The 12546-nt window shown below is 73.2% G+C and carries 9 protein-coding genes; 6 read left to right on the top strand and 3 right to left on the bottom strand.

What is annotated here, in order from left to right:
* Positions 1–266: 266 nt before the first annotated feature.
* Complete coding sequence (locus ACZ5NJ_RS30260; protein WP_468768940.1) at positions 267–2003, top strand: glycoside hydrolase family 6 protein; 1737 nt, start codon at positions 267–269, stop codon at positions 2001–2003.
* Between the two features lie 112 nt (positions 2004–2115).
* Here ACZ5NJ_RS30260 and ACZ5NJ_RS30265 read toward each other — a convergent pair whose 3' ends face one another.
* Positions 2116–3156: a LacI family DNA-binding transcriptional regulator gene (locus ACZ5NJ_RS30265; RefSeq protein WP_468768941.1), complete on the bottom strand. Its 1041-nt coding sequence runs from the start codon at positions 3154–3156 to the stop codon at positions 2116–2118.
* Positions 3157–3514: 358 nt separating this feature from the next.
* On the opposite strand from ACZ5NJ_RS30265, the gene ACZ5NJ_RS30270 reads away from it, so the two are divergent.
* From ACZ5NJ_RS30270 to ACZ5NJ_RS30285, 4 genes are all read left to right on the top strand, one after another.
* A complete protein-coding gene (locus tag ACZ5NJ_RS30270; protein WP_468768942.1) occupies positions 3515–4861 on the top strand; it encodes an ABC transporter substrate-binding protein in 1347 nt (448 codons plus the stop codon).
* A gap of 108 nt (positions 4862–4969) precedes the next feature.
* A complete protein-coding gene (locus tag ACZ5NJ_RS30275; protein WP_468768943.1) occupies positions 4970–5986 on the top strand; it encodes a carbohydrate ABC transporter permease in 1017 nt (338 codons plus the stop codon).
* Between the two features lie 4 nt (positions 5987–5990).
* Entirely contained in the window at positions 5991–6884 is an 894-nt protein-coding gene (locus tag ACZ5NJ_RS30280) for a carbohydrate ABC transporter permease (RefSeq protein WP_468768944.1), read from the top strand.
* 61 nt (positions 6885–6945) lie between these two features.
* Positions 6946–8388 carry a GH1 family beta-glucosidase gene (locus ACZ5NJ_RS30285; protein WP_468768945.1) on the top strand — a complete coding sequence of 481 codons (1443 nt, stop codon included), beginning with the start codon at positions 6946–6948 and terminating at the stop codon, positions 8386–8388.
* A gap of 19 nt (positions 8389–8407) precedes the next feature.
* Here the strand turns inward: ACZ5NJ_RS30285 and ACZ5NJ_RS30290 are convergent, their stop codons facing one another.
* Both ACZ5NJ_RS30290 and xylB read right to left on the bottom strand, forming a co-directional pair.
* Positions 8408–9628: an ROK family protein gene (locus tag ACZ5NJ_RS30290; protein WP_468768947.1), complete on the bottom strand. Its 1221-nt coding sequence runs from the start codon at positions 9626–9628 to the stop codon at positions 8408–8410.
* Positions 9625–11073 carry a xylulokinase gene (xylB, locus tag ACZ5NJ_RS30295; RefSeq protein ID WP_468768948.1) on the bottom strand — a complete coding sequence of 483 codons (1449 nt, stop codon included), beginning with the start codon at positions 11071–11073 and terminating at the stop codon, positions 9625–9627. The genes ACZ5NJ_RS30290 and xylB overlap by 4 nt, the downstream gene beginning before the upstream one ends.
* A 93-nt stretch (positions 11074–11166) precedes the next feature.
* On the opposite strand from xylB, the gene xylA reads away from it, so the two are divergent.
* Positions 11167–12339 carry a xylose isomerase gene (xylA, locus tag ACZ5NJ_RS30300; RefSeq protein WP_468768950.1) on the top strand — a complete coding sequence of 391 codons (1173 nt, stop codon included), beginning with the start codon at positions 11167–11169 and terminating at the stop codon, positions 12337–12339.
* The last annotated feature ends 207 nt before the right edge of the window (positions 12340–12546 follow it).

Raw genomic sequence — 12546 nt, forward strand, 5'->3', positions numbered from 1 at the left:
GGGGAATTCCCGAGCGAAATGCTTTCGGTCCTCCCCGTACCTTGACGCGGCTGGGCGCCGTCCGCACAGTGGGAGCGCTCCCACTCGTTTGCGAGTCGCGCACGGTCACTCCGTGCCACGGCCAGGACGGCGCCCCACCCGCGGACATGCGCTCCCGGCCAGGCCGTGGCCCGGTTCCGACGCCCGTGCCCTCCCCGTTCGACGGAACGCCCCCCAGCGGCGCCGGGCCCCCGCCTGCGCGCCCGACCTGAAAGGCACCCCGCGAAATGAGCCGCATCATCCCCCGCACCGCGTTACTGGCGGCCCTCGGCCTCGTCACGGCCGCGGGCGCCACAGCCACCGTCTTCGGCACCCCCGCCGGCGCCGCCACCGCCGGCTGCAAGGTCGAATACCAGATCACGAACCAGTGGAACACCGGGTTCGGTGCCAACGTGGTCGTCACCAACACCGGAGACCCCGTCGCCGCCTGGACCCTGGAGTGGACCTACGGATCCGGCCAGCAGGTCACCCAGGGCTGGAACGCCGCCATCACCCAGTCGGGGGCGGCCGTGACGGCCAAGAGCCTCTCGTACAACGGGTCGCTGGCCACCGGCGGTTCGACGTCCTTCGGGTTCAACGCCTCCCACAACGGCACGAACGCCGTGCCCGTGGCCTTCAAGCTCAACGGGGTCACCTGCAACGGCGCCACCGATCCGACCCAGCCCCCCACCACTCCCCCGACGACCCCGCCCACGACGCCCCCGCCCTCGGGCGGCAAGGTCGACAACCCCTACGCCGGCGCCCGGGTGTACGTGAACCCCGAATGGTCCGCCAAGGCGGCCGCCGAGCCGGGCGGCACGAGGGTGTCGAACCAGCCCACCGCCGTCTGGCTCGACCGCATCGCCCTCGTCACGGGCACCAGCGGCAAGATGGGCCTGCGCGACCACCTCGACGCGGCCCTGGCGCAGAAGGGCAGCGGCGAACTCGTCGTCCAGCTGGTGATCTACGACCTGCCCGGACGGGACTGCTCCGCGCTCGCCTCCAACGGAGAACTGGGCCCGACCGAGATCGACAAGTACAAGACGCAGTTCATCGACCCGATCGCCGCGATCCTCGCCGATCCCAAGTACGCCGGCCTGCGGATCGTCACCGCCGTCGAGATCGACTCGCTGCCGAACCTCGTCACCAACGTCTCGGGCCGCCCGACGGCCGTCCCGGCCTGCGACGTGATGAAGGCCAACGGCAATTACATCAAGGGCGTCGGCTACGCGCTCAACAAGCTGGGCTCGATCGCCAACGTCTACAACTACGTGGACGCGGGCCACCACGGCTGGCTCGGCTGGGACGACAACTTCACCGCCTCCGCGGAGATGTTCAAGCAGGCGGCGACCGCCGAGGGCTCCACCCTCTCCAAGGTGCACGGCTTCATCGTGAACACGGCCAACTTCAGCGCGCTGAAGGAGGACCACTTCACGATCGACGACTCGGTGGGCGGCACCTCCGTACGCCAGTCGAAGTGGGTCGACTGGAACCGCTACACCGACGAGCTGTCCTACGCCCAGGCCATGCGGGCCAAGGCGGTCTCGCTGGGCTTCGACGCCGGCGTCGGCATGCTCATCGACACCTCCCGCAACGGCTGGGGCGGCACGGCCCGCCCGACCGGCCCCGGCGCGACGACCAGCGTGGACTCCTACGTCAACGGCGGGCGCTACGACCGGCGCATCCACCTCGGCAACTGGTGCAACCAGGCGGGAGCCGGGCTCGGCGAACGGCCGCAGGCGGCGCCGGCCCCCGGCATCGACGCCTACGTGTGGATGAAGCCGCCGGGCGAGTCGGACGGGGCGAGCAAGGAGATCCCGAACAACGAGGGCAAGGGTTTCGACCGGATGTGCGACCCCACCTACACGGGCAACGTCCGCAACGGCAACAGCATGTCGGGCGCGCTCCCGGACGCACCGCTCGCCGGACAGTGGTTCTCCGCCCAGTTCCGGGAACTCATGAAGAACGCCTACCCGGCCCTGTGACGGACCGCCGGTGAAGGGGCCGGAGCCGTACGGAGCCACCCGGGTCCCGTACGGCTCCGGCCCGCCCGCGCCCGGGCCCCGGCAGCGCCCGGAACCGGCGCACCCCCACCGCTCAGGAGGAATCCCGCACGACCAGCTCCGTGGGAAGGACCCGCCGATGCTCCTCCCCGGCCGCCGCACCGGCTCCGGTCCCCTCGGCGATCTTCCGCAGGAGCAGCCGCGTCATCGTGCGGCCCATCTCCTCGATCGGCTGGCGCACGCTCGTCAGGGGCGGATCCATCAGGCGCGCCACCACCGAGTCGTCGACGCCGACGAGGGCCACGTCCTCGGGGACCCGTCGGCCGGCCTCGCGCAGCACCCCGCGTGCTCCGGCCGCCATCACGTCGGAGGCGGCGAAGACGGCGTCCAGCCCGGGGGCACGCTCCAGCAGGGCGCGCATCGCCCGCCTGCCGCCCTCCTCGGTGAAGTCCGCGGTCGCCACGAGCGACTCCTCGGGGGCGAGCCCGGCCTCGGTGAGGCCCGCGCGGTAGCCGCCGAGGCGGGCGCGGGCCACGTACATGTCGAGCGGGCCGCTGATGGTCGCGATCCGGCCGCGGCCCCGGCCCACCAGGTGGGCGACGGCGGCGCGGCCGGCGCCGACGTTGTCGGAGTCCACGTAGTCGACCGGTTCGGCCTCGGAGCGCCGTCCGTTCATGACGACCGGCAGGCCCAGTCGCGCCACCCGGTCGGGCAGGGGGTCGTCCCCGTGGACGGATGCCAGCAGTACGCCGTCGACCCGCTGGGCGGCCAGGTAGTGTTCGAACCACCGCCGCTCCGCCTCGGTCCGGACGAGGGTGAGCAGCAACTGCTTGTCCGCCTGGGCGAGTTCGGCGCTGACTCCGCGGATCAGGTCCAGGAAGTACGGCTCCGAGAACACCCGGGCCTCGGTCTCCGGGATGACCAGGGCGACCGCGTCGGTCCGGCTGCCGGCCAGCGCCCTGGCCGCCTGGTTGGGTACGTACCCGAGCTCGGCGACCGCGCGGGCTACGGCTTCCCTCGTCTGCTCGCTCACCCTCGGCGAGCCGTTGATGACCCGGGACACCGTGCCGCGGCCGACGCCGGCCAGGGCCGCGACCTCTTCCAGGGTCGGCCTGCCGTTCCGCTGTCCGCTCACGCCTCTCGCACTCCCCTCGCGCCTCGCACTCCGCGTCGGCCCCGATCCGGTGGATCCGGCGCGCACGATGGACCCTGCCGCGTCGCGCGGCACACCTTACGCCGAGGAGCGCCACCGGAGCGTCATGGGAGCGCTCCCACATTACCCCTGAATGCCCCAACACACCACACAGGAATCCGTGTTCACCTCTTGACACTCACGCCCGCCAGGCAGGAACCTTCCGGCAGCGGCGTGGGAGCGCTCCCATCGATCGGGGCGCACCAGACGTCGCTTCAGGTCCGCGCGGTGCTCGCCGAGCCGCGAACGAGCCGCCGGACCCTTGCGCACGACCAGCACCGCCTTGGACGAGGAGAGTGGAATGCGCACTTCCAGTAGCAGACGGGGCCGCGGCCGCCGCACCGCGCCCATCACGGCCGTCGCCGCGGCCACCGCCGCGGCCTTGCTCACCGGCTGCGGAGGCGATGGCGGCGGGAACGCCGACGCGGACGCCGGCGGACAGATCACGCTGCGGATCGCGACCTACGGTTCCTTCGGCTACGACAACGCCACCGGGGCGAAGCTCTACGCCGCGTACGAGAAGTCCCACCCCCACATCAAGATCGAGGAATCGAACGTCGCGGACGGCCAGAAGTACTGGGACACCCTCAAGCTCCGTCTCTCCCGCGACAGCGGCCTCGCCGACATCCAGGCTCTGGAGGTGGGCTACATCGCCGAGGCCACCGGCCCGGCCATGGCGGACAAGTGGGTCGACCTCGGCACGACCGGCGGCGCGGACCTGGGGGCCTTCCTCGACTGGAAGGTCAAGCAGGCCACCACGGGCGACGGCAGGGTCATCGGGCTCGGCACGGACATCGGCCCGATGGCCATCTGCTACAACAAGGACCTCTTCGCCCAGGCCAAGCTGCCGACCGAGCGTACGGAGGTCGCCAAGCTCTGGGCGGGCGACTGGGCGAAGTTCCTGGCGGCCGGGGAGACCTACAAGAAGAACGCCCCTGCCGGGACCGCGTTCCACGACTCCGCCGGCGGGCTGTTCAACGCGGTGATCTCCAGCGAGGCCGTGCAGTACGCCAACGCCAAGGGGGAGCTGGACTACGAGAACAGCCCCGGCGTGAGGAAGGCCTGGGACACCGCCGTGGCGGCGGCCCAGGGCGGACTGACGGCCAAGCTGCGCCAGTTCGACGAGAAGGGCACCTGGAACGCGGCCTTCAAGAACTCGCGCTTCGCCACCGTCGCCTGCCCCAGCTGGATGACCGGCATCATCAAGGAACAGGCGGGACCGGAGAACCAGGGGAAGTGGGACATCGCCGCGCCGCCCGTGGCCGGGAACTGGGGCGGCTCCTTCCTCGCCGTGCCGAAGTCGGGCAAACACGTCAAGGAGGCGGCCGAACTCGCCGCCTGGCTCACCGCTCCGGCCCAGCACGCCAAGGTCTTCGGCGTGAACGGCAACATCCCGTCCTCCAAGGACACCCTCGCCTCCCCCGCGGTCCAGGACGCGAAGCTGCCGTACTTCGGGGACACCCCGGTCGGCAGGATCTACTCGCAGGCCGCGGCCGGGATCACGCCCGCCCCGATCAGCCGCTGGGACGGCCAGGTGAAGACCTTCCTCACCGACAACGGCATTCTCGACATCGAGCAGCGGGGCACCGATCCGGCGAAGGCCTGGGAGAACGTGCGGAAGCTGGTCGCCGACAAGATCGACCGGTAGCGCGGGCAGCCGTGACGGCCCGCCGCCCGCCGCCTCCCCCGGTGAGGCGGGCCGTCGATCACCAGCACCCTCGCAGCACCGCACGCATCGACCTGGAAGGACGCCCCCGTGGCCACCTCCGTACGGGCGGCGGGCGACGGCTCCGCGCCGCCCGCCGCACCGGTTCGGCGCCGCAGCGCCGGCCCCGGCTCCCCCGGCCGGCGGCCTCCCGGCCGCAGCGGTTGGCGCAGCACCCTGCACCGCCTCGACCTGAAGGCCGTCCCGTACGTCTTCGTCGCCCCCTTCTTCCTCACCTTCGCCGCCTTCGGGCTCTTCCCCCTGATCTACACGGGCTGGCTCTCGCTGCACCGGGTAGAACTCGGCGGCCGGGCCCAGTGGAAGGGACTGGAGAACTACGCTTCCCTGGCGACCAGCGAGTTCTTCTGGAACGCGCTGGCCAACACCTTCACCATCGGTCTGCTCTCGACCGTGCCCCAGCTGCTGATGGCCCTGGGCCTGGCCCATCTGCTCAACCACAAGCTCCGCGGCCGCGGTTTCTTCCGGGTCGCGGTCCTCGCCCCGTACGCCACCTCCATCGCGGCGGCGACGCTCGTCTTCGCCCAGCTCTTCAACACCGACTACGGTCTGATCAACACGGTCCTGGGCTGGGCCGGCTTCGCGCCGGTCGACTGGGAGTCCTCCAAGTGGCCCGCGCAGATCGCGATCTCGACGATCGTGACCTGGCGCTGGACGGGCTACAACGCGCTGATCTATCTGGCGGCGATGCAGGCCGTACCACAGGACCTGTACGAGGCCGCGGCGCTGGACGGGGCTTCGCGCCTGCGCCAGTTCCTCAGCGTGACCGTCCCCTCCATCCGGCCGACGATCCTCTTCACCGCCGTCGTCTCGACCATCGGCGCCACCCAGCTGTTCGGCGAGCCGCTGCTCTTCGGCGGCAGCGTGGGGATCAGCGGCGGCAGCGGCAACCAGTTCCAGACCCTGAGCCTGCTGATGTACGAGAAGGGCTGGGTGACCGGCGCGCTGGGCCAGGCCTCCGCCATCGCCTGGGTCATGCTCCTGCTCCTCCTGCTCATCGGGGGCCTGCGGATCCTGATCTCCCGACTGCGCACGAAGGCGGGGAACTGAACCCATGGCCCGCACACCCGAGACGACCGCCTCCAGGGCGCCGCGCGCCGGACGTCTTCGCACGTCGGCCGGCCGTCGGCACCACGCGGGGCCGCTGACCTACGTCCTGCTGGGCCTCGCCGCCCTGATCTCCCTCTTCCCCCTCTACTGGAACCTCGTCGCCGCCTCCCACACGGGCGAGCGGGTGGTCAAGGCCCCGGCGCCGCTGCTGCCCGGACCCAGGCTGCTCGACAACCTCTCCTTCGCCTGGAACCAGGTCGACATGGGCGAGGCCCTGGTCAACACGACGATCGTGGCCGGCCTGGTGGCCCTCTCGACCGTCCTGTTCTCCACGCTGGCCGGATTCGCCTTCGCCAAACTGCCCTTCAAGGGCCGGGGCGCCCTGCTGGCCCTCGTGGTGGCCACCATGACGATCCCGCCGCAGCTCAGCGTGATCCCCCTCTACCAGATCATCACGGACCTCGGCTGGGTCGACCAGCTCCAGTCGGTCGTCCTGCCCTCCCTGGTCGCCGCCTTCGGCGTGTTCTTCATGCGCCAGTACCTGATCGAGGCACTCCCGGTGGAGCTCGTGGAGGCGGCCAGGGTGGACGGCGCGCACAGCCTCCGCATCATCTGGCACGTGGTGTTCCCCGTGGCCCGGCCGGCGATGGCGGTCCTCGGGATGCTCGTCTTCGTCCAGGCCTGGAACGACTTCTTCTGGCCGTTCATCGCACTGACCCCCGACGGCAACCCGACCCTGCAGGTCGCCCTGGCCGGCCTCGGAGCGGGCAACCACACGGTCGACCAGGCCGTCGTGCTGACCGGCGCGCTCCTCTCCACGCTGCCCCTGCTCGTGGTCTTCGCCGTCCTCGGCAAGCACATCGTGGGCGGCATCACCGCGGGCGCCGTCAAGAACTGACGGCGCCGTACGACGTCATCCGGCACCCCTCTGTCCAAGCTTGCGTTGGGAGCACTTCCCCATGACCGTGCCCGAGACCCGGCCACCCACCGCCACCCGCACCTTCCCGTCCGGCTTCCTCTGGGGCGCGGCCACCGCCGCGTACCAGATCGAAGGCGCCGCCCGCGAGGACGGCCGGACCCCGTCCATCTGGGACACCTTCTCGCACACCCCCGGCAAGGTCTTCGAAGGCCACACCGGTGACGTGGCCGTGGACCACTACCACCGGTTTCCCGAGGACGTCCGCCTCATGTCCGAACTCGGCCTGGGGGCGTACCGGTTCTCCGTCTCCTGGTCCCGCGTCCAGCCGACCGGCCGGGGTCCCGCCGTCCAGAGGGGCATGGACTTCTACCGCCGGCTCGTCGACGCACTGCTCGCCGCGGGCATCGAGCCGGCGCTCACGCTCTACCACTGGGACCTGCCCCAGGACCTGGAGGACGCGGGGGGCTGGCCGGAGCGCGGCACCGCCGAGCGGTTCGCCACGTACGCGGGCCTCGTGGCGGACGCCCTCGGAGACCGGGTGAAGCGCTGGACGACGCTCAACGAGCCCTGGTGCAGCGCGTTCCTCGGCTACGGCTCGGGTGTCCACGCCCCGGGACGGACCGATCCGGTCGCCGCCCTGCGCGCGGCCCACCACCTCAACCTCGGACACGGCCTCGCCGCGCAGGCCCTGCGGGCCTCGCTCCCCGGCGACGCCCAGCTCGCGGTCTCCCTCAACCTCCACGCGGTCCGCCCCCTGACCCCGGCCGCCGGGGACTGGGAGGCGGCCCGCCGCATCGACGCCGTCGGCAACCGGATCTGGCTGGGGCCGATGCTGGAGGGCGCGTACCCGCGGGACCTGTTCGCGGACACCGCGCACCTGACCGACTGGTCCTTCGTCCGGGACGGCGACACCGCGGCGATCCGCCAGCCGCTGGACCTCCTGGCCGTGAACTACTACACCCCGACGGTCGTCTCGCACGTCGCGCCGGGCGCCGAGCGGCCGCAGGACGACGGCCACGGCGACAGCGAGCACTCGCCCTGGCCCGGGGCGGACGACGTCGCCTTCCACCGGGCGCCGGGTGAACGCACCGCGATGGGCTGGTCGGTCGACCCCGACGCGCTCTACGACCTGCTCACCCGCACCGCCGCCCGCTATCCCGGCCTGCCGCTCGTCGTCAGCGAGAACGGCGCCGCGTACGCGGACGAGGTCGGCCCCGACGGCAGGGTGCACGACCCGCGGCGCGCCGCGTACGTCCACGCGCACCTCGAAGCCGTGCACCGGGCGATCACCGACGGTGCGGACGTGCGCGGCTACTTCCTGTGGTCGCTGCTCGACAATTTCGAGTGGTCCTACGGCTACGGGAAGCGCTTCGGGGCCGTTCACGTCGACTACGACACCCTGGAGCGCACGCCCAAGTCGAGCGCGCTCTGGTACTCCCGCGTGGCCCGGACGGGACGGCTGCACGCGCCGGGCTGGGCGTAGCCCCGCAGGCCTCGGAGGATCACCCGGCCCGGCGCACGGGCAGGCGGGTGGGGTCGGCGATGATGCGCTGCACGGTCGACCACGCCGCGCCCAGTACCGGTCCGCGGCGCCCCAGGGCGGAGGGGCGTACCGCCTCGGGGGGCCAGGGCCGGACGGTGACCCGGGCGGCCAGTTCGGTGCGTATCGGCGGGAGGAGCCAGTCGGCGAGTTCGGCGTAGGCACCGCCCAGGACGAGGCCGTCCGGGTCGATCAGGTCCACCGCCGAGACGAGGGCGAGACCCAGGGCCCGTCCGGCGCGGTCCAGGGCCCGCAGGGTCGCCGCGTCCCCGGCGGCCGCCCGCTCGGCCAGCACGGTCACCGGGTCGCCGGCGCCGGCCAGCCCCGCCTGGCGCAGGACGGCCGCTTCGCCCGCGTACTGCTCCAGGCAGCCGCGTGCCCCGCAGGGACAGGGGGCGCCCTGCGGGTGGACGGGCAGGTGGCCCAGTTCGCCCGCGAACCCGCGGGCGCCCCGGAACAGCCGGCCGCCGATGACCAGTGCGGCGCCGATGCCGGCGTCGGCGGAGACGTGCACGAAGGTCTCGGCGGGGTGTCCCTGGTGCCGCTGCTCGGCGAGGGCTCCGAGGTTGGCCTCGTTCTCCGGCTCGGGCACGGTGTCGGGGTCGGGCCAGTGGTCGGCGGGGCGGACGGCCTTCCAGCCGAGGTTGGGGGCGTGGGCGACCAGTCCGCCGGGGGCGTTCGGCACCACCCCCGGGACGGCCAGGACGCGGCCCTCGACCCGCAGGCCGAGGGCGGCGGCCTCGGACTCCGCGTCGGCGGCGAGCGCGGCGGCCTCCTTCAGCACCTGTCCGGCCGGCCGGCCCGCGTTGGCCCGCTCCACCCGGCGCCACACCCGGGGTTCGCCGCGCAGGTCGGCGATGCACGCGGCGAGATGGGTGACGCCGATCTCCAGGCCGAGGCCCGCGGGGCCCCGGTCGTTGAGGGCCAGGGCCCGCCCGGGGCGGCCGACTCGTCCGCTCGGGGCGGTCTCCGTCTCGGTCAGGGCGCCGCGGCCGATCAGCTCGTCGGCCAGGGAGGAGACGGCCGGCCTGGTCAGGCCGGTGTGTCCGGCGACGTCCGCCCGGGAGAGCGGGCCGTGTGCGGCGACGGCGCCGAGCACCGCGGCGAGGTTCTGCCGGCGCATCCCCCGCTGGGAGGCGGGTGCGGTCTGCGCGGCCCCGCTCGGCCTGCCGAGCGCGGTCATCGCCCCGGTCCCTCCTGTCGCCCGTCCGGCGGGGCCTCCTGCAGGGCCCGCGCCCGCCGCAGCGTACCGGTGATCCGTTCGAGTGCGTCGTCGTCCCGGGGTACGGGCTCCAGGATCCGGCCCTCCGTGGTCCGCCAGCGCCGGGCGACGGCGTCGGCGGGCTCACCGGTGAGCAGGGCGGCGGCCTGTGCGGCGGCCCCGAGCGCGACGAGTTCCCGGGCCTCGGGCACCTGGACGGCCCGGCCGGACAGCCGCAGGACCGTGCGCTGCCAGGCCCGGCCCGCGGCTCCGCCGCCGATCAGCAGGAGGGGTTCGTCCGCGGCGGGGTCCTCGCCTCCGGCGCGCAGTACGTCGTCCAGGGCCGTGAGCAGGGCGTGGGCGGCGCCGTCGTAGGCGGCCTGGAGCAGCCGGCCGGGTGTCGTGTCGTGGCGCAGCCCGTGGACCAGACCGGAGGCGCCCGGGAGGTCCGGGGTGCGTTCGCCGTCGAGGTAGGGCAGCACCACCACCGTGCCGCCTTCCTCGACGTCCTCGCGGTCGCGGCCGGTGAGGGCGGCGAAGCGGTCCACGGCGAGGGTGCAGTTGAGCGTGCAGGCGAGCGGCAGCCAGTCGCCGAGGGCGTCGGCGAATCCGGCGACGGTTCCGGTCGGGTCGGCGGGCCGGGTCCGGCCGACGGCGTAGACGGTGCCCGAGGTGCCCAGGCTCAGGACGGGCCGGCCCGGGGTGAGGCCCAGCCCGAGGGCGGCGGCCATGTTGTCGCCGGTGCCGGTGGCGACGAGCGCGCCCTCGCGCAGGGGCGTCCCGGCGCGGACGAGGCCCGCCCGGGCGCCGGGCGCGAGGACTTCCGGCAGGAGGGCGGAGTCGAGCCCGATCCGGGCGAGGACCTCCCGGTCGTATCCGTCGGGGCCCCACCAGCCGGTTCCCGACGCGTCACCGCGGTCCGTCACCGCCTCGCCGGTCAGCCGCTCCGTCAGGAAGTCGTGGGGAAGGCGGACCGCGGCGACGCGGTCCGCGGCTGCGGGCTCCCGCTCGCGCAGCCAGGCCCACTTGGCGGCGGTGAAGGCGGCCGTCGGGACGCTGCCGGTGCGCCGGGCCAGCTCCGCCGGGCCGCAGGCCGCCGCGAGTGCGGCGGCCTGCGGGGCGGAGCGGACGTCGTTCCACAGCAGTGCGGGGCGCACGGGCCGGCCGGCCGTGTCGAGGGTGACCAGGCCGTGCTGCTGGCCGGCGATCGAGCAGGCGGCGGCCCGGTCCGCCCAGCCGGTGGCCGCCACGGCCTCGCCGAACGCCCGCCACCACTGTCCGGGGTCGCTCTCGCGTCCGGGGCCCGCGCTGACGGTGTGCGCGGCACGGCCCTCGCCCAGGACGGCGCCGGTCTCGATGTCGACGGCGAGGGCCTTGGTGGACTGGGTCGAGCTGTCGACACCGATCACGACACGCTGTGCGGGCATGGGGTCCCTCCGGTGGGGTTCCTTCTGGCGTCCCGGCATACTAATTTGTTTTTCGCCCTTACAAATAGACCTCGGCCCGATCCGGAGCGCCCCATGAGCAGCGACCCGCTCGTCCCCGTCCCCGCGCACAGGTTCACCTTCGGTCTGTGGACCGTCGGCTGGCAGGGGCGGGACCCCTTCGGCGACGCCACCCGGCCCGCCCTCGATCCGGTCGAGAGCGTGCACCGGCTGGCCGAGCTCGGCGCCTACGGGGTCACATTCCACGACGACGACCTCATCCCCTTCGGTGCGGGCGACGCCGCCCGGGAGCAGGCGGTCAAGCGCTTCCGCACCGCCCTGGACACGGCCGGTCTGAAGGTGCCGATGGCCACCACCAACCTCTTCACCCACCCGGTGTTCAAGGACGGCGCGTTCACCGCCAACGACCGCGGTGTGCGCCGGTACGCGCTGCGCAAGACGATCCGCAACATCGACCTGGCCGTGGAACTCGGCGCCTCGGTCTACGTCGCCTGGGGCGGCCGCGAGGGCGCGGAGTCGGGGGCGGCCAAGGACGTGCGCACGGCCCTCGACCGGCTGAAGGAGGCCTTCGATCTGCTGGGCGAGTACGTCGAGGAGCAGGGCTACGACCTGCGCTTCGCGATCGAGCCCAAGCCCAACGAACCGCGCGGGGACATCCTGCTGCCCACCATCGGCCACGCCCTGGCCTTCATCGGCGCGCTGGAGCGGCCTGATCGGGTCGGGCTCAACCCGGAGGTCGGCCACGAGCAGATGGCGGGGCTGAACTTCCCGCACGGCATCGCGCAGGCGCTGTGGCACGGCAAGCTGTTCCACATCGACCTCAACGGCCAGAGCGGGATCAAGTACGACCAGGACCTGCGTTTCGGCGCGGGCGACCTGCGCCAGGCCTTCTGGCTGGTCGACCTGCTGGAGTCGGCGGGCTACGACGGCCCGCGCCACTTCGACTTCAAGCCGCCGCGCACGGAGGACCGCGAGGGCGTCTGGGCCTCCGCGGCCGCCTGTATGCGCAACTACCTGCTCCTGGCGCAGCGCGCCCGCGCCTTCCGGTCGGATCCGGAGGTCCGGGCCGCGCTCACCGCCTCCCGGCTGCCCGAACTCGCCCTCCCCACGGCCGAGGACGGCCTGGCCGGGCTCCTGGCCGACCGGTCCGCCTTCGACGGGTTCGACGTCGACGCCGCCGCCCGGCGCGGCATGGCCTTCGAACAGCTGGACCAGCTGGCCCTCGAACACCTCCTCGGCGCCCGCTGACCCGGCGCACCCACGGGCCGGGCCGTGCCGCCCGGCGGCCCGGCCGTGGGGCGGGGTTCCCGGAAAGGGATTGTTAGCGCTAACAATCAGCGCGTCAAGGGCCTTCAAGACCCTTGACTGGGCCCTTGTGAGCGTTAACACTCAGGTTCCGCCCGACCGTTCCCGGTTGTCCCTGCCGGGGCGCGCCGTGCCGGTCGCGGACCATCA

Source organism: Streptomyces sp. NPDC032091, from assembly GCF_055580265.1.